This window comes from Sphingobacterium psychroaquaticum, from assembly GCF_900177625.1.
Classification (GTDB): domain Bacteria; phylum Bacteroidota; class Bacteroidia; order Sphingobacteriales; family Sphingobacteriaceae; genus Sphingobacterium; species Sphingobacterium psychroaquaticum.
Genome location: NZ_FXAU01000004.1, coordinates 342,906 through 361,025, shown reverse-complemented (window position 1 = coordinate 361,025; position 18,120 = coordinate 342,906). Strand labels below are relative to the sequence as shown.

The window sequence follows — 18,120 nt, the reverse complement described above, 5'->3', positions numbered from 1 at the left end:
GATAACAAACACAACTATGCGATTAACACCCCGTGAAACCGAAAAATTAATGCTGCATATTGCTGGAGAGCTAGCAGCGAAGCGCCTGAAAAGAGGTGTCAAACTCAACTACCCTGAAAGTATTGCTTACATCAGCGCGGAGCTGATGGAGCGTGCACGTGATGGGAAAACTGTTGCTGAGTTGATGCAATATGGCACCACATTGCTAAAGCGTAGACAAGTGATGGAAGGTGTGCCCGAGATGATACACGATGTACAGATTGAAGTAACCTTTCCGGATGGTACAAAATTGGTTACGGTACATAACCCTATTCGTTAACGATTAAAGATATAAAACATGGTTCCAGGAGAATATTTTTTAAGAGGTGCAGAAATCAAGGCGAATGTCGGTTATCGCACCACCACTATTTCGGTTGCTAATACAGCGGATCGTCCGATTCAAGTAGGGTCACATTACCATTTTTTTGAAGTAAATAAAGCGTTAGAGTTCGACCGTGAGGAAGCATTCGGCATGCGTTTAAATATTCCGGCTAGTACCGCGGTGCGCTTTGAGCCGGGAGAGAAAAAGTCTGTAGTCTTGGTAGAAATTGGTGGCGCGAAAGAGGTTCATGGCTTCAATGGTTTAACCAATGGGAAGCATACCAATGAGAAAGTGAAAGCTGCGGCTATTGCTAAGATGAACAAGTTAAAGTACAAATCGACTAAAACATTAGATAAGTAACGGTATGGGAGATTGGAATAGAAGAGACTGGATAAAAGTCATGGGACTCGCTACAGCGGGTATTGCAGTAACCAAGCTTAATGCATTGGGGCTCGAAAAGTTAGGGTTAGATAAATCATCGATCCGTTATATCGATGGCGAGCTATACATTCCACGCGACAAGTACGCTTCGCTTTTTGGACCTACGACAGGCGACCGGGTGCGTTTGGCGGATACAGAACTGCTTATTGAAATTGAAAAAGATTACGCTGTGTATGGCGAAGAGAATAAGTTTGGTGGAGGTAAAACGATCCGCGATGGTATGGGGCAATCTGCTCGTGCATTACGTAATGAGGACGTACTCGATTTTTGTATCAATAACGTAATTATTATTGACCATTGGGGTATTGTGAAGGCTGATGTGGGCATGAAAGACGGTAAGATCGTTGGTATCGGTAAAGCTGGAAATCCAGATGTACAGGACGGCGTTACCCCAGGGATGGTTATCGGAGCTTCCACCGAAGTACACAGTGGTGCAGGGATGATCCTCACGGCAGGCGGTATCGATACACACATTCACTTTATCAGTCCGGCACAGGTAGAGACGGCTTTGTATAGTGGTGTGACCACATTTATCGGCGGCGGAACAGGCCCCGCTGATGGTACCAATGCAACAACGGTAACCTCTGGAAAGTGGTTTATTCATAAGATGCTGGAAGCTTTTGAAGATTTACCGATCAATGTCGGGATTTTTGGAAAGGGAAATGTTTCGACTATGGAGCCAATCAATGAGATGATCGAAGCGGGTGCGCTAGGTGTGAAGATTCACGAAGACTGGGGCGCGACTATTTCGACTATTGATACAGCATTAAAAGTGGCTGATAAGTACGATGTACAGGTTGCTATCCACGCTGATACATTGAATGAAACAGGTTTCCTAGAAGATACTGTGGCAGCGATCGATGGGCGTGTTATCCATACGTTCCATACCGAAGGAGCAGGAGGTGGGCACGCACCGGATATTATTAAGATTGCGATGTATCCGAATATTTTACCGGCATCGACTAACCCAACGAAACCTTTTACTATCAATACGGTGGAAGAACATTTGGATATGTTGATGGTGTGTCACCACCTGGATAAGAATGTGAAAGAAGATGTTGCTTTCGCCGACTCTCGGATACGCCCGCAAACAATTGCTGCGGAAGATATCCTACAAGATATGGGGGTTTTCTCTATCATGAGCTCGGATAGTCAGGCGATGGGACGTGTAGGAGAAGTAATTTCACGGACGTTTCAAACGGCACATAAGATGAAGGTGCAGCGCGGTTTCTTAGCGGAGGATAAAGCCAATGAAAATGATAACTACCGGGTGAAGCGTTATGTGTCGAAGTTTACGATTAACCCGGCAAAAGCACATGGTATTGATCGCTATGTCGGTTCTATTGAGCCTGGTAAGTATGCCGATTTGGTGTTGTGGAAGCCTGAGTTGTTTGGTGTAAAACCAGAAATGATTATTAAAGGAGGGATGATTGTGAGTTCGAAGATGGGCGACACAAATGCATCAATTCCTACGCCGCAGCCAATTATTTACAGACAGATGTTTGGTCACTATGGAAAAGCGAAAACAAGTACCAGCTTCAACTTTGTGTCTAAAGTATCGATAGATAACGGAACTATTGCCTCCCTTAATCTTTCGCGCAAGAGCTTGCCGGTAGTCGGCTGCCGCACCGTAATGAAAAAAGATATGGTGCACAACAATGCGACCCCGGAAATCATGGTGGATCCAGAAACATATAATGTGACCATTGACGGCGTGCTGGCTACGTGTGAGCCGCTGAAAGTGCTTCCGATGGCGCAGCGTTATTTCTTGTTTTAATGTTTGTCTCGAACGACATAAAAGGGAATATATATACATCAGACCAGTTTGGGGAACGGGAGATTGACTTCTTGGAGCTGGATTGGTTTGATGTCGAAAAACGTGTCATACGTGCCATCACGGTAGGTAAACGAGAAATTGGTTTCCGGAATTTTGCAGACCGGTTACTGGAAGATGGGGATGTGTTGGTTGATGATGGAGCGACTTGCATCGCTTTGCGGATCTTACCGTGCAAGAGTTTGGTCATAAAACCAAGGGACGCCCGAGAGATGGCCATAGCCTGTTTTGAGATTGGAAACCGCCATCTCCCGATGGCGATAGATGATCAAGCTTGTTTGGTCGTGGCTTATGAGTCGCCGTTGCATGAACTATTGAAGCGTGGAGACTTTGTGGTGGAAATTAGCGATAAAGTAATCAGTCAGGCACAAACCCTAAAAATACACGAATGGTCTGTACAGACTAGTTTTAAAATAACATTAGCACCAACGATTGATGAATCCATTATTGACATTATTACAGATTAACGATTCGGTTTTCCCAATCGGAGGATTTACACACTCCTATGGGCTGGAGACTTATATCGATAAACGTATTGTGAAAGATAGTGCAACGGCGGAAGCTTATGCGACATCGATGTTGCGTTATAGTTTCTATTACAATGATGCAGCTTTCTTTTGGGAAACGTGGAAGATATGCGAAAAGCGTGCGACCAAAGATAAGTTGCTGGCTTTGGATCGTTTTATTACGACGTTGAAGTCTCCCTCTGAAATACGTGATGCCAGTAAGAAGCTGGCTATCCGCTTCCTGAAGGTGGTTGAAAATCTAAAGTCGGTGCGCCGCTGTAAGAGTTACCTCGAATCGATCCAGTCCGGCAGAGCGCATGGGCATTACGCTATGGCTTTTGCGATGTATGCACATTCGCAACATATTAGTTTTGAAGATGCTTTGAGTGCCTTTTACTATAATTCGCTGAATGGTATGGTGACCAACTGTGCCAAATTGGTGCCTATTAGCCAGATGGATGGTCAAAAGATTCTATTTAAACTGCAGCCCTTGACTCGGGAACTCGTCGCTAAACAGAAGGAGCTGGCTGAGGATATGATTGGTAATTGTTGCGTCGCGCAGGATATTCGGTGTATGCAGCACGAGAAGTTGTATACGCGTATTTACATTTCTTAGGAAGTAGGAGGTAGTTGGTAGGGAGTCGTTGGTAGTTTGGAGAGGGGAGTGCGTAGTTGGTAATGAGTAAAGGAGGGGAATAGGACTAAGGAGTAAAGACTGCCACGACGTGCCTCCTCAACGGAAAAAATGTAGGGTTGTGATGCTCTTCGCTGGCGCGAGCCTGTGGCTCGTGCCTTATAGATGTTGATATAGCACTTCGACAAGCTCAGTGTGACATTGCTTTTGTGGGGCATCCTAGTTCGCCTGAGACAAGAAGAAACGACAATCTTGATAAACAAAGCAAAGGTCTCCTACTGTAGGGGCTGGGATTGTTCCCTCCCTTGGAGAGAAAATGAAATAGTAAAGAAGTAAAAAAATGAACAGAAATTATGTAAAAATTGGCGTTGCCGGTCCGGTTGGCTCGGGTAAGACAGCCTTAATAGAACGATTGACACGTGAGATGTCAAAAGAGTACAGTATTTGTGTCGTCACAAACGATATTTATACCAAAGAAGATGCCCAGTTCTTACAGAAGAACTCCGCCTTACCAGCGGAACGTATAGCAGGGGTGGAAACTGGTGGATGTCCGCATACAGCGATTCGTGAAGATGCTTCTATGAATATTGAAGCGGTTGAGGATTTAGCAAGGAAGTTTCCGGACACACAAATCATCTTTGTGGAGAGTGGGGGCGATAATCTTACGGCTACTTTTAGTCCAGATTTGGCCGACGTAACCATCTTTGTAATTGATGTAGCTGAAGGCGAAAAGATCCCAAGAAAGGGCGGCCCGGGCATTACACGCTCAGATTTGCTTTTGATCAATAAGATTGACCTTGCTCCTTATGTTAACGCAGATTTAGGTGTTATGGAGCGTGATGCAACACGGATGCGTGGTGAACGTCCTTTTATTTTTACAAATCTGATGACGCTTCAGGGGTTAGAAGATGTGAAGAGTTGGATTAAGAAATACGCTTTGCTGGAGCAGTAAGATTATTGAAGTATGGATAGTATTATTAAGATCAATGCGGAAAGGGAAGAACGAGGGACCGTGCTGAAAGAGAGTTTTCATAATGCCCCGTACAAGTTAACCCATTACGGTAGTGCGAAGGCACAAGATCATTTAGAGATGATTGTTATGAGTGCCTCTCCCGGTATACTGGATAGAGATTCGCTGTTGATGGATGTTCATGTTAAAGAAGATGCTTACCTCAAGCTTTTCACACAGTCCTTCAATAAACTCCACCCGATGCAATACGGTGCTTCACAAAATATAGATGTTAGGCTGGCCAAAGGCAGTGTTTTTCAATACGTGCCACATCCGGTCACGCCGTTTAAAGATTCTATTTTTAAGACTGTCAATCAAATCTATATGGATGCCGATTCGACCTTAATCTGGGGTGATATTATCAGTGCCGGCCGTATTTATATGAACGAACGTTTTGTCTTTACGAAGCTCCATTCCATCACCAAGATCTTTAAAGATGGACAATTGAACTTTATGGATAATCAGTGTCTACTTCCTAAAGAACAGCCTATTGAAGATTTGTTGTTCTTTGAAGGATATACCCATCAAGCGACTTTGCTTTTCTCGGGGCCTTATGCGAAAGATTTAAAGGTAGAACTGGATGAAATTCTAACCGCGGAATATGCTGACGTTATGTTTGGTTTCACGCAGTGTGCCGAAGATACCGTATTGCTACGTGCTATGGGAAGCGATGGAGAGCTGTTGTACAATTTTCTGGGCATGTTGGCGCAGATGTGTTGGGTGTTTACCCAAGATCAGATTCAAGTGCAAAGAACAAAAAGCTCTATAGAGCAAGCAGATCCTACGACACATGTGGTGGCGAAGGCGGATAAGCCCAGAGCTAAAACTAAACCTGCTATGGAGAAGAAGCGTGCAAAGAAAAAAGCAGCCTAATTCTAAGAGGATAGAGGTGTTATAGAAGAGGGGGCATAGAAGAGATTCTTGTATACAGATAAATTGGGAGACAGCACAGTGAATAAACAAAATGTTCTGGAAGACACACTACTTATTGAGTGGTATGAAGTAAATAAGACTTTATTTAATAGAAAAACCGTAGGTGGAACTCCTGTTACGGTACGTAGAGATGTTGGACAATCAATAAAAAATGAAGAGCTTATTTCTACAGTGGACGGTATGGTTGTGCGTATCCGTATTAAACCGTGTACCTGCATGATTTTGACGACTGAAAATATGGCGACTTTGGGAAGTTTTTGTTTTGATGTTGGAAATCGACATTTACCTGTTTTTTTGATTGGTAAAAGCGTAGCTGTGGCATATGATGCGCGTCTTTACCAGGCGTTGAAAGGTAAATACGGGGAGGAGGTATCTCTTTGTTTGGAAACGCTCGACCCAGTATTTGTGCTGAAGGCATTTGGTAATTTTTTGTAATCACCAACTGCAACAACTGTCCTAGCGCATTTCCGTGTTCCTAACCATACAATAATCGTCGAATCTGTGGGACAGGGAGATTCTTGCGCATGGAGGTATGATTGTCGAATAAATGACTATCCAAGCAGCAACATATAATACTTCATGGCTTTTCTTTCAAAATGGAAGAAAGACATTGAATTTTCCTAAAGAAGGGATTAAAACAAAATGAGAAAGTGAAAACAATACCTCCATAGGCTTTCACAGGCTCAGGATAACAGATTTGTCATCCTGAGCAATTACGCTTTACAGCATGAAGTAGTTGATAGGATTGATTTTCCGGTCGTTCAGTAATATTTCATAATGTAGGTGCGTGCCTGTACTTCTTCCTGTACTACCCATATGGCCTACAATATCTCCCGCTTCCACTTGTTGTCCTTCTTTTACGCTTGTGCGTATAAGGTGTGCATAGCGAGTTTCATAGCCATTGCTATGCTTTACTTTTACAACGTAGCCATAATCTCCTTGATATCCAGCGAACTCCACACGGCCTTTTGCCGTGGCCTTTATTGGGTCTCCGGTGTTGCCTTTCAGGTCAATGCCTGAATGCATCTCTATTCCCGTGTTAGTAAATGGATTTCTTCGGTATCCGAAAGGCGAAGTAATATTTCCAGGATGCGGTACTCCCAATGGAACGCCATCAAGTTTTTTCTCTAATGTTTTGAGCTGTTTGTCGTAAAAGGCAGAAAGTTCAATCAAATTGTCTTCCTTCTCTATTGGACCTCCGACATTTTTTAGTGCGATCTCCTGCATGCCTCGTTTTTTCATCTTTTTATTGATGCGTTCTAGCGTGCTGTCGATCGCGTGAATAGATTTTTTCATTTCATCAGCCGTCATCTGGCTGTTCATCTCTTCTATTTCCAGTTGTTTATTCTGCTGTCTCAGTTCATTGATTTTCTTTCCGTAGGCTTCGGTGTATTGTTCAGATGTTTGGTGTCGAACAAAATAAGCAATGGAGAAAATTATAATAGCAATAATACTAGCTGCGGAAACAAGAATCTTTTTCCAATGTGTTAGCAAGAAGCTGGGTATTTGTATGCTCTTCGTAGATGTACCGTCCGGCGCAACGATCAATACAGAAGTTTTTTTCTTTAACATAGTGTCAATTATAAAAACATTTTTTCAATAGTACAAGCTTCAAAGGTATGCTAATAAGGTCTTTACAATCTCTGTTTTTACGTTTTTTAACATTTTTTTGTCGATTTGCGCCAAAAAAAGCCTTTTTGTTAATTGCTTTCGTAACAAAGCGGTATTTCAGTTTTTGACATCAGGAGCGCTGACCTGAGCGTATTGAAGGACGAACAAAGTATGGTCCCTGTTTCAACAACCCTCTAAAAAGCTTTCGGCAGGCTCAGGGTGACATTGCCTGCTTATCTCGACAGGTTAAACATAAAAAGCCTGTAACTCCTTCACTTCTTACCTCCTTAACTCTTCCCTTCTCAAGGCTGCTACTCTCACAAAAAATAAGCACCTTTGCACATGTCATTCGCAACAAAATTGATGGCTTGGTATCAAGCGAACGGTCGAGATCTTCCTTGGCGGAACACGAAAGATCCGTATGTTATCTGGCTGTCGGAAATTATTTTACAGCAAACCCGAGTAGAGCAGGGCCTCCCATATTTTAATAGATTTTTAGCGGCTTATCCCGATGTAGTTGCTTTTGCGGAGGCGGAGGAAGCTGATATTCTGCGTCTGTGGCAAGGGTTAGGTTATTATTCTCGCGCTCGAAATATGCATAAAGCTGCAAAGACGGTTGTCGCTGCATTTGATGGGCGTTTTCCCGTTCGTTATGATGAGGTAATAAAATTGAGTGGTGTGGGCGAATATACGGCTGCTGCCATAGCTTCATTTTCAAGTAATGAGGCAAAAGCTGTTGTCGATGGTAATGTGTATCGAGTCCTGTCCCGATATTTTGGAATTGATGTCCCAATAAATTCCTCGGGGGGAAAGAAAGTGTTTGCAACACTCGCACAGGAAATGCTGGCTGTAGAGCAGGCTGCTGTCTATAACCAAGCAATTATGGATTTCGGAGCGATGCAATGCAAGCCAAAGGGAGCCCTGTGTGAAACTTGTATTTTCCGATTAGAATGTGTTGCTTATCGTGATGCACAAGTTACTACGTTACCCGTAAAGCTAAAAGGGAAGACAAGTAGAAATCGATATTTCCATTATTTTTTGATTGTCAAGGACGATGCTATTATGATGGCACAACGGGGAGAAGGAGACGTGTGGACTAATCTATTCGAGTTTCCGATGCTTGAGAGTGAAGGGGATCTTGATCTTGGGGATTTGTACGATAATGAGTTGTTTGGACATTATTTTGAGTCGGACATTGCCATGCGACCTATCGGTCAGACAATCAAGCATGTGTTGAGTCACCAGAATATTTATGCGCGCTTTTATTTGGTCGATAGCGCTTCGAAAGTGAAAAACAAAAAAACCGAATGGAATTACTATTTGTTAGAAAAAATAGATAAATTAGCTAAACATAAACTAATCTTCGCTTTTCTCGAAAAGAATAGACAACTAATTAACCTTAAATTATAGTTATGGCGAGCGTAAACAAAGTAATCTTAGTGGGGCACTTGGGTAAAGACCCAGAAGTCCGTTATCTCGAGGGGAATATCACTGTAGCTAGTTTTCCATTAGCAACTTCAGAAACATATACCAAGGATGGTGTGCGAATGCAGCATACGGAGTGGCATAATATTGTAATGTGGCGTAATCTTGGTGAAATGGCAGTAAAGTACTTGAAAAAAGGAAAGCTCGTATATATCGAAGGGCGCTTGCGTACGCGGAATTATGAAGACAGGGATGGAAATAGACGCTTTGTGACGGAAATTGTAGGAGAAAGTTTTAAGCTGTTGGGACGACCTTCCGACTTTGCACAACCAGCAAAAGAAACTGCCGTAGAGAATGCTGCTGATCCTGAAGAGAAGGAACAAGATGTAGACTTTATGGAAAATAATAACGATACAGACGGTTTACCGTTTTAAATAAGAATACCAGAGCACCAGTCGCCAGACTGGTGCTTCTATGAATAACGATCGCTAGCTGGCGGCGTGTTAACAATCACTTTGCAATTTCATTGACTCATTTTTTTGCTGTATATTTGTCGACTATGTTGCAAGATAAAATTAAGCAGTATACCGAAGAAATCAACCAGTTCAAAGCGACCTCAGCTGCTGAGGTTGAGGCTTTCAGATTGAAATTTCTAGTATCCAAGGGAGTTGTAAAAGCATTGTTTGATGAGTTTAAAGCTGTTTCTGTAGAAGAGAAGCGTGCCTTAGGGCAGGTGCTCAATGAGTTTAAGCAGCTGGCTGAACAGAAATTTACAGAGGCACAGGAGGCTTTCTCAGGAGCAGGCTCAACGCAGGGGGCACCTCAGGAAGGTGATTTGACACTTCCTGGAGAGGGTTTTCAGTTGGGGTCACGCCACCCACTTTCGTTGGTGCGGAAAGAAATCGTTGAGATTTTTAAGAAATTAGGTTTCATCGTTTCCGAAGGGCCAGAAATTGAAGATGATTGGCATAACTTTTCTGCGCTTAATTTTCCGCCTGAACACCCTGCGCGGGATATGCAGGATACCTTTTTTGTGGAGAAAAAGGAAGGTAACGATATTGCATTACGAACACATACTTCATCGGTTCAGGTTCGCTTGATGGAAATGGGGAAACCACCGTTCCGTGCAATTATGCCTGGACGTGTGTATCGTAATGAAGCTATTTCTGCACGTGCACATTGCTTCTTCCATCAGGTAGAGGGTTTGTATGTAGACGAAAATGTTTCCTTTGCAGATTTAAAACAAACATTGTTTCATTTTGTACAAGAGCTGTATGGCGAAGGTACAAAAGTGCGTTTCCGTCCTTCCTATTTCCCATTCACCGAGCCGTCGGCAGAGATGGATATTTCTTGTACCATTTGTAAAGGCGAGGGTTGTCAATTATGTAAACAATCAGGTTGGGTAGAAATCTTAGGTTGCGGTATGGTGGATCCGAACGTATTGGAAAATTGTGGTATTGATAGCCAAAAATATTCTGGTTTCGCGTTTGGCATGGGAATCGAAAGAGTAACAAATCTAAAATATGAGATACGTGATTTACGTTTGTTCTCCGAGAATGACGTACGTTTCTTGTCGCAGTTTGAAACAGAGATTATCTAAACATGTTCAGAAAGATTACTTACATCGTGTGTTCCTGCTTGCTAGCCATTGCTTTTAATAGCTGTTCTGGCGGTAGTTGTAATGTGGTGCCGAGTCGATCTTTTGGAACGCGAATTAGTCAAGCCGAGCATATTGGTGTTTATTCTCCTGGCGGATATGCTTACGCGGAGGGCGGATATGCTGGCTTGATTGTATACAATATGGGGACGCAGAGTGCTCCTCGCTTAGTGGCTTATGATCGATGCAGTACTGTAAATCCAGAGCAGGGAAATAAAGTGCGTGTTGAAGGTCAATTAATCATTGACCCTGTGTCGGGCGCTAAGTGGTTGTTGATGGATGGTTCGCCTGCAGAAATTGCTGAATGTCCTTTAAAACCCTATGCCGTAACACAGCAAGGGTCTAGTTTTTTTGTGCAAAATTAACTTATGGAATCTGATAAAGTCATATTAGCGATTAAAAAATCTGCGCGTGAACTTTTCAGACGCTATGGTTATAATAAAACAAGTGTCAATGAATTGGCTAAGCATGCCAATATAGCCAAAGCAACCTTTTACAAGCATTTTTCTAGTAAAGAATTGATTCTGCACGCTGTGCTTATGGATTATATCCGTGAGAATGTAGAAGATATCTTGAATACGAATGTGCGCGAAAAGGACTTGTCGACTTTTCTTGCTACGACAATCCTTAAAGTGAGTCGTGTAACATATACGGTATGTAACGAATTCGTAGGCTGGGAGTTTATTCGAGAGTCTGCTAATGCGCAGGAATATTTGAAAACACTGTCCGATGATTTAGAGTTTCTCTTGTTGAGCTCTTTTATTCAGAACCAAACCATTGCCGAAACTGTACCTGAAGAGAATCTTACCTTTTTGATAAAATCCAGTAAAAATATTGTGTTTTCCTTCGCTTTTACCGGTGTAACAGAAGCTGATGTACGGAAAAATTTCATCTCCTTCCAAAAGGAAATCCTACCTTATTTAGTTCAAGCAACTTTGCTCTAGTTTTTAGTTCATTGTTTTGTGATTGTAGTTTTATTCTGTCAACGACGGTCTATCAACTACTCTCTACGACCTACTCCCCACCAACTACCTACTTCCTATTAACAACTCATAAAAAAAATGTATTTTTGCACCCATTATGGGTAGAAGAATTCCACAGGACAAAAAATTTATTTCCGGCGTACATATTATTGATATTGCGGAAGAGGGAAAAGGTGTTGCAAAACAAGATGACCTTGTTATGTTTATTGAGAAGGGAATTCCCGGAGATATTGTAGATGTGGAGCTTTTGCGAAAAAAAAAGAGCTTTGCTGAAGGTCGTGTTGTTGCCCTTACTACTCCCTCAGAGCATCGAGTAGAACCATTTTGCCCACATTTTGGTGTTTGTGGTGGTTGTAAGTGGCAGAATATGAACTATGATGCCCAGTTATCCTTCAAGCAGCAATCTGTAGATAATGCTTTAAAGCGCTTAGGGAAAGTGGATACCGCCATGATGGAGCCTATCTTAGGATCCGAACAAACTGAATATTATAGAAATAAACTCGAATATACATTCTCGAATAAACGTTGGTTGACATCTGTAGACGATGAAGTAAAACCTGATGATTTGAATGCGCTAGGCTTTCACGTACCGGGGCGTTTCGATAAGATATTAGATATTGACCATTGTTTCTTGCAGCAAGACCCTTCTAATGCTATCCGTAATACAATCAAGCAATTGGCTTTGGAAATGGGGATTACATTTTATGATCTTCGTGCGCATGAAGGTGGTCTACGTAATGTAATTATCCGCACAGCTTCAACAGGCGAAGTCATGCTGATTGTTGTTTTTGCGTATCCGGAAGAAGGACAAGTAGAACAGTTGATGACGGCAGTAGCTGATCGTTTCCCAGATATCGTTTCTTTACTCTATATCGTGAATCAAAAGAAGAACGATACCATTTTTGATCAGGATATCCATGTTTTTCGTGGTAGAGATTTTATTTACGAAGAGATGGAAGGCTTGAAGTTTAAAGTAGGCCCGAAATCTTTTTATCAAACGAATTCAGCTCAAGCATACGAATTGTACAAGATTACACGCGACTTTGCGGGATTGAAAGGTGACGAATTGGTGTATGACCTTTACACAGGGGCAGGTACGATCGCAAACTTTGTGGCTAAATCAGCGCGCGAAGTAATTGGCGTAGAATATGTGCCTTCAGCGATTGAAGACGCGAAGATCAATTCGGAAATCAATAAGGTGTATAACACAAAGTTCTATGCGGGTGATATGAAAGATGTGCTAACCGCAGATTTTATTGCAGAACACGGTAAGCCACAGGTTGTTATTACTGATCCGCCGAGAGCGGGTATGCATGCTGATGTTGTGAACAGAATATTGGAGATGGAGGCCGAAAAGGTGGTGTATGTTAGCTGTAATGCTGCGACACAAGCGCGCGATCTAGCGCTCCTTCAGGAGAAATATAAGGTGGTGCGTATAAAACCTGTCGATATGTTCCCTCATACACAACACGTGGAGAATGTTGTTTTGTTAGAATTGAAAGGATAAATATGGATATTGAAGATTTGATGGCAGGAGGAGAGGGGCAGGAAGCCGGAGGGCAACCTAGTCCACTCAAAAGCCTAAAAGTAGATCTTGATTTTTATAAAGAGTCGATAAAAGAGGTCGCAACAGAGATGATGGCGGAGGGTTATACCCTATACCCGATTTTTGTGGCACATCAGCACGAAATAAGTATTGGTGAAATTGTGCTCGATAAGAACGAATTGAATACGCAGTGGTCCATTCATGCCAGCTCCTTAGAAGAGTTTGTGGAACGTGGCTTAATAAAAGATGACCGGAAAGCGTACTTCGAAAAAAGCTTTAAGAATGCCAATGCGTACATGTGTCTGTTTGTGGTTGTGCCAGAGGGAGCAAACTTTGTGTTTTATCCCTATTAAAAAATTAAAACTTTTTAACATTGTCGAGTCTAAACATTTGTTACTTTTAGATAAATGTATTTCAAGATAGAGAACAAACTAATTAAGGGGATTGTGAGCTGTTTGCTCATAATTTTACTATCACATACAGGTTCGGCACAAACGGCCGGGATGTCTGGTATTGTCCTGGAGAAGGGCGGAAGTACCCGTATTTCGGAAGTTAATGTAACCAACCTCCGGACAAAAAAGAAAGCCTTGACCAATACTTTTGGGGTGTTTATTATTGAAGCCTTTGCGGGAGATAGTTTGTCTTTTACAAAAACAGGGTATGGCCCGGTAAAAACGGTACTGTATACACAAGAGGACATTTTAATCGAGATGCAGCCCGGTTTAACGATTGAAACCGTTGTGGTGAGCCGTCGTTCGCGGGAGGCAGAAATGCGAGACATGTTGGAAGACTATTCAAAGAAAGGGGTCTATAATGGAGGTAAAAATTCGGTAGGGACTTATCTAAATAGTCCTGCTACGGCATTATACAATCTTTTTGGTCGAGATGCTAAAAATGCAAAACGCTTTGCAAAGGTGATGGATCGGGAGTTGGAAGAAAATCAAGTGGATAAAGTGTTTAATAAAACCTCCGTGAGTGCATTAACTGATTTGACAGGCGATGATTTACAGTCTTTCATGGATTTGTACCGACCTTCATTCAGTACGGTTCAACATTGGGGACAATATGATTTTATGAATTATGTGAAGACGTCCCTGGAAAGTTGGGAAAAGAATGGTCGCCCTAAATCACTTCGATTACCCAAGCTAGAAATCCCGGTACAGGAACGGTAGTTTTTAGAAAAGTTGCCGTATGATGAAGCGATGTTATTTTTTTGGCATCAGCTTTGTTTATAACTAATTTATTACAAAAGGAAAACAAGATATCGGTATGAAAATAAATAAAAAAGTAGCTATTTATGGCTTATCTGTAGCAACATCGGTGATGTTGTTATCTAGTTGTGCGACAATTCAAAACGCAAGTAATGCTGCCAAAGGCGGTACAATTGGTGGTGTTGCAGGTGCAGGTATTGGTGCGCTAATCGGAGGGAAAGCCGGAAATACAGCAATTGGTGCACTTGCGGGTGCTGCGATTGGTGGTGTTGCCGGAACTTTGATCGGTAAGAAAATGGATAAGCAAGCGAAGGAAATCGAAAATACGGTTGCTGGTGCTGAGGTTATCAAGGCAGATGAAGGTATCATTGTGAAATTCGATGAGGGTATTTTGTTTGACTTCAACAGCTCGACATTAAAAAGCGCTGCAAAAACCAACATTGGTAATTTAGTTGCTACTTTAAATAAAGAGCCAGGAACAGAAATTATGGTTATTGGACATACGGATAATGTTGGTACGTTAGCCGCGAATCAAAAAGTTTCGGAGTCTAGAGCGAATGCTGTAAAAGCTTTTTGTGTAGCGCAAGGCTTAGCTTCATCACGTGTAAAAACAGAAGGAAAAAACTTTTCTGAGCCCATCGCCTCTAACGATACAGATGCTGGTCGTGCAGAGAATCGCCGTGTAGAGATTGTTGTGGTAGCGGGTGATAAGATGATTCAAGACGCAAAAGCAGAAGCGGGTAAGTAATCCACTTCTAAAATATAATGGAAAGGCGCTGGTGTTAAGGTATACATCAGCGCCTTTTCTGTTTGAATGGTTTACGTATGTAAAAGGATGGTTTATTCACAGGTCTTATGCTTCTTGATGTGTATTCAGACCTATCGACGGCAGGAAATTTCTGAGCATTATTAGCTATTCAGTACCCGTCCTTGTTATTCCCGATCAATTGCGCTGTATTATCAATAGCCCCTCCTTGTGCCTCGTTTGGGATGACGGTATAGGCTATACATCGTAAATTTGGGCGGGAGAAGCTCAGTCTTTATGAACTACCAGCCGCACACTACCAAACCATGAACTACTAACTACTAACTACTAACTACTAACTACTAACCGCCAACTACTAACCACCAACTACAGGTAAGCAACAACGCACTATCAATTACCTGCTAACAATCTCTGCCAAAGTGGCATCTTTTCGAGTTTTTATTCCTAACTTTGTAGTCTTTTATATTGCATTATGTTAGAACTAGAACATACAACAAAAACACACGATGAGTCCCGTCAGGGAGAGGCGTTGGATATGCTTCCTACAGGGAAGTCGACGGGTCGGAAATTGTATATCGAGAGTTATGGTTGTCAGATGAATTTTTCTGATAGTGAGATTGTTGCTTCCATTTTGGTGGATAACGGTTTTGAGACAACTAAAGACTATAAAGAGGCTGATGTTGTATTTATCAATACCTGTTCCATTCGGGAGAATGCAGAGCAACGTGTTCGAAATCGATTGAAGGAATTCGAGTCTGCGAAAGCAAAAAATCCAGGAATGGTCGTTGGCGTCTTGGGTTGTATGGCGGAGCGTTTAAAGTCTAAATTCCTGGAAGAGGAAAAGCTGGTTGATGTTGTTGTTGGGCCTGATGCTTACCGTGATTTGCCGAACTTGATCGGCAAAGTAGATGATGGAGCTAAGGCGGTAAACGTATTACTGTCTCGGGAAGAGACTTATGCAGATATCAATCCTGTACGGTTAAACTCTAACGGTATTTCGGCATTTATATCGATTATGCGGGGGTGTGATAATATGTGTTCTTTCTGTGTTGTTCCTTTTACGCGTGGTCGTGAAAGAAGCAGAGATTTCCATTCTATTGTGAAGGAAGCACAAGATCTTTTTAACGCAGGTTATAAAGAAGTAACGCTATTGGGACAAAATGTAGACTCGTATAAATATACTGCACCTGTTGCAGAAGGTGAGACGCCACAACCTACGGTAAACTTTGCACAATTATTAGCTATGGTTGCAGAAGTAAGCCCGGAGCTTCGAGTACGCTTTTCCACTTCACATCCCAAAGATATTACGGATGAGGTACTGCATACAATGGCGCGTTACGAGAATATTTGTAAATACATTCACCTTCCGGTACAATCGGGTAACTCCCGTGTTTTGGAGTTAATGAATCGTACATACGACCGCGAATGGTATATGGAGCGGGTGGATGCGATTCGTCGTATTATTCCGGAATGTGGCATCTCAACGGATGTTATAACTGGTTTCTGTACAGAGACCGAGGAGGAGCATCAAGAAACCCTTTCGATGATGGACTATGTGAAGTATGATTTTGCCTATATGTTTGCGTATTCTGAAAGACCAGGAACTTTAGCGGCAAAGCGCTATGAAGATGATATCCCTGAGGATGTTAAGAAGCGCCGTTTAACGGAAGTGGTTAATAAGCAACAAGAGCATAGCCTTTACCGGGCACAGAATTTTGTGGGTAAAGTACAGAAAGTATTGATCGAAGGGTTTTCAAAACGTTCGGATCAAGATTTCTGTGGTCGAAATGATCAAAACACGATGGTTGTTTTTCCGGTCGATGAGCGTTTCAAACGTGGACAGTACGTTCATGTGATGGTGGAACGTTGTACATCAGCAACGTTGATGGGAAAAATCGTAGACTAAATTCTAAAATGAGAAATCAGCGTGGATAATCAAGATATAAAAAATAGATTCGGCATTATCGGAAACTCTCCGCTGTTGAATCGGGCTATTGATGTCGCTAAGCAAGTAGCACCGACAGATATTTCCGTGTTGATTCAAGGAGAGAGTGGTGCTGGTAAAGAAGTTTTTTCGCATATTATTCATCAGTTAAGTGCCCGAAAACACGGCCCTTTTATCGCTGTTAACTGTGGCGCTATCCCTGAAGGGACGATTGATTCAGAGCTTTTTGGACATGAAAAAGGCTCCTTTACAGGTGCGCACGAAGCGCGTAAGGGTTATTTTGAAGTTCAAGATGGTGGAACAATATTTCTGGATGAGGTGGGGGAGCTTCCTTTGGGAACGCAAGCGCGATTGTTGCGGGTACTGGAAACGGGAGAGTATATTCGGGTTGGTTCATCTAAAGTGCAGAAAACCAATGTCCGTGTCGTAGCAGCGACGAATGTAGATGTATTTGAAGCGGTAAAGAAGGGTAAGTTCAGAGAAGATTTATATTATCGTTTAAATACGGTGCCTTTACGGATACCTTCCTTGCGAGAACGAAAGGAGGATATCAATCTCTTATTTCGAAAGTTTATTGTTGATTTTTCAGACAAATATCGTAGCCCAGGCGTGCAATTGACGCCTGATGCGCAGGAGCTTCTGATGAACTACAGCTGGCCCGGGAATGTTAGACAGTTGAAGAATATTGCTGAACAAATAGCTGTGTTAGAGAAAGAGCGTGTTGTTGATGCATCTATATTGGCGAAGTACTTACCCATGGAGCAGCAAAAATCAACACTTCCAGTTTTTGTGAAAGATGGTGGTAAAGAAGATTTTTCCGAACGGGATCTTTTGTACAAAGTCCTTTTTGATATGAAAAAGGATATGGTCGACCTCAAAAAATTGGTAGTTGAGCTTATCCAGCAAGGAGTGAACTCAGGAACATTTGAACAGAATTCATCCTATATCAATCAGCTTTATGATGAAGTGAGTCCTGCACCAGCTGCTTATTTGCGGGAGGAGATGTCTGCACAACAACCGACATTAACTATTCATAATCCAAGTCAGCCTACGATTGGGAATGGTGATTACATGCCTTACGAAACGCAGGATGCCGAAGAGGTGGAAGAGTCGCTTTCATTGGTGGAGAAAGAATCAGATTTGATAAAAAAAGCGCTTAAAAAGCATAAAGGTAAACGTAAAGCCGCCGCAAAAGAGCTCGGTATTTCGGAAAGAACCTTATATCGTAAAATTAAAGACTTAAATTTAGATTAATACT

The 18,120-nt window shown here is 42.2% G+C and carries 20 protein-coding genes; 19 read left to right on the top strand and 1 reads right to left on the bottom strand.

What is annotated here, in order from left to right; translation table 11 throughout:
• The first annotated feature begins 16 nt into the window (after nt 1-16).
• The 8 genes from ureA (at nt 17) to B9Y69_RS12655 (ending at nt 6,153) form a co-directional block, all read left to right on the top strand.
• Nucleotides 17-319 (top strand): urease subunit gamma, encoded by a 303-nt coding sequence (gene ureA, locus B9Y69_RS12690; RefSeq protein ID WP_085473339.1) that lies wholly within the window; start codon nt 17-19, stop codon nt 317-319.
• 18 nt (nt 320-337) lie between these two features.
• Entirely contained in the window at nt 338-721 is a 384-nt protein-coding gene (ureB, locus tag B9Y69_RS12685; RefSeq protein ID WP_085473338.1) for an urease subunit beta, read from the top strand.
• Between the two features lie 4 nt (nt 722-725).
• Entirely contained in the window at nt 726-2,579 is a 1,854-nt protein-coding gene (gene ureC, locus B9Y69_RS12680; RefSeq protein WP_085473337.1) for an urease subunit alpha, read from the top strand.
• Nucleotides 2,579-3,103 (top strand): urease accessory protein UreE, encoded by a 525-nt coding sequence (locus B9Y69_RS12675; protein ID WP_085473336.1) that lies wholly within the window; start codon nt 2,579-2,581, stop codon nt 3,101-3,103. The genes ureC and B9Y69_RS12675 overlap by 1 nt, the downstream gene beginning before the upstream one ends.
• On the top strand, nt 3,072-3,758 hold the full coding sequence (locus B9Y69_RS12670; protein ID WP_085473335.1) for an urease accessory protein UreF: 687 nt from the start codon (nt 3,072-3,074) through the stop codon (nt 3,756-3,758). Before B9Y69_RS12675 ends, B9Y69_RS12670 begins: the two co-directional genes overlap by 32 nt.
• 430 nt (nt 3,759-4,188) lie before the next feature.
• Entirely contained in the window at nt 4,189-4,728 is a 540-nt protein-coding gene (gene ureG / locus B9Y69_RS12665; protein WP_449448553.1) for an urease accessory protein UreG, read from the top strand.
• Nucleotides 4,729-4,740: 12 nt separating this feature from the next.
• Complete coding sequence (locus tag B9Y69_RS12660) at nt 4,741-5,658, top strand: urease accessory protein UreD (RefSeq protein WP_085473333.1); 918 nt, start codon at nt 4,741-4,743, stop codon at nt 5,656-5,658.
• A gap of 78 nt (nt 5,659-5,736) precedes the next feature.
• Nucleotides 5,737-6,153, top strand: coding sequence for an urease accessory protein UreE (locus B9Y69_RS12655; protein WP_085473332.1), 417 nt, complete (start codon nt 5,737-5,739; stop codon nt 6,151-6,153).
• A gap of 285 nt (nt 6,154-6,438) precedes the next feature.
• Here the strand turns inward: B9Y69_RS12655 and B9Y69_RS12650 are convergent, their stop codons facing one another.
• Nucleotides 6,439-7,290 carry a M23 family metallopeptidase gene (locus B9Y69_RS12650; RefSeq protein WP_085473331.1) on the bottom strand — a complete coding sequence of 284 codons (852 nt, stop codon included), beginning with the start codon at nt 7,288-7,290 and terminating at the stop codon, nt 6,439-6,441.
• 381 nt (nt 7,291-7,671) lie between these two features.
• Here B9Y69_RS12650 and mutY point away from each other — a divergent pair, with 381 nt between their 5' ends.
• From mutY to B9Y69_RS12595, 11 genes are all read left to right on the top strand, one after another.
• Nucleotides 7,672-8,739 carry an A/G-specific adenine glycosylase gene (mutY, locus tag B9Y69_RS12645; protein ID WP_085473330.1) on the top strand — a complete coding sequence of 356 codons (1,068 nt, stop codon included), beginning with the start codon at nt 7,672-7,674 and terminating at the stop codon, nt 8,737-8,739.
• A gap of 2 nt (nt 8,740-8,741) precedes the next feature.
• A complete protein-coding gene (locus tag B9Y69_RS12640; protein ID WP_085473329.1) occupies nt 8,742-9,188 on the top strand; it encodes a single-stranded DNA-binding protein in 447 nt (148 codons plus the stop codon).
• Between the two features lie 125 nt (nt 9,189-9,313).
• The gene (gene pheS, locus B9Y69_RS12635) at nt 9,314-10,354 is read left to right on the top strand and encodes a phenylalanine--tRNA ligase subunit alpha (protein WP_085473328.1); all 1,041 of its coding nucleotides are present in this window, start codon (nt 9,314-9,316) and stop codon (nt 10,352-10,354) included.
• 2 nt (nt 10,355-10,356) lie between these two features.
• Complete coding sequence (locus B9Y69_RS12630; protein ID WP_085473327.1) at nt 10,357-10,776, top strand: hypothetical protein; 420 nt, start codon at nt 10,357-10,359, stop codon at nt 10,774-10,776.
• Nucleotides 10,777-10,779: 3 nt separating this feature from the next.
• Nucleotides 10,780-11,355, top strand: a complete 576-nt coding sequence (locus tag B9Y69_RS12625; RefSeq protein ID WP_085473326.1) for a TetR/AcrR family transcriptional regulator — start codon at nt 10,780-10,782, stop codon at nt 11,353-11,355.
• A gap of 136 nt (nt 11,356-11,491) precedes the next feature.
• Complete coding sequence (gene rlmD / locus B9Y69_RS12620) at nt 11,492-12,901, top strand: 23S rRNA (uracil(1939)-C(5))-methyltransferase RlmD (RefSeq protein ID WP_085473325.1); 1,410 nt, start codon at nt 11,492-11,494, stop codon at nt 12,899-12,901.
• A gap of 2 nt (nt 12,902-12,903) precedes the next feature.
• A complete protein-coding gene (locus B9Y69_RS12615; RefSeq protein ID WP_085473324.1) occupies nt 12,904-13,293 on the top strand; it encodes a hypothetical protein in 390 nt (129 codons plus the stop codon).
• A gap of 54 nt (nt 13,294-13,347) precedes the next feature.
• Nucleotides 13,348-14,112, top strand: a complete 765-nt coding sequence (locus tag B9Y69_RS12610; protein ID WP_085473323.1) for a hypothetical protein — start codon at nt 13,348-13,350, stop codon at nt 14,110-14,112.
• Nucleotides 14,113-14,209: 97 nt separating this feature from the next.
• Nucleotides 14,210-14,899, top strand: a complete 690-nt coding sequence (locus tag B9Y69_RS12605) for a YiaD family glycine zipper/OmpA-like lipoprotein (RefSeq protein ID WP_200811800.1) — start codon at nt 14,210-14,212, stop codon at nt 14,897-14,899.
• 490 nt (nt 14,900-15,389) lie between these two features.
• Nucleotides 15,390-16,823 (top strand): tRNA (N6-isopentenyl adenosine(37)-C2)-methylthiotransferase MiaB, encoded by a 1,434-nt coding sequence (gene miaB, locus B9Y69_RS12600; protein ID WP_085473321.1) that lies wholly within the window; start codon nt 15,390-15,392, stop codon nt 16,821-16,823.
• Nucleotides 16,824-16,844: 21 nt separating this feature from the next.
• Nucleotides 16,845-18,116, top strand: a complete 1,272-nt coding sequence (locus B9Y69_RS12595) for a sigma 54-interacting transcriptional regulator (protein WP_085473320.1) — start codon at nt 16,845-16,847, stop codon at nt 18,114-18,116.
• Nucleotides 18,117-18,120: the final 4 nt, after the last annotated feature.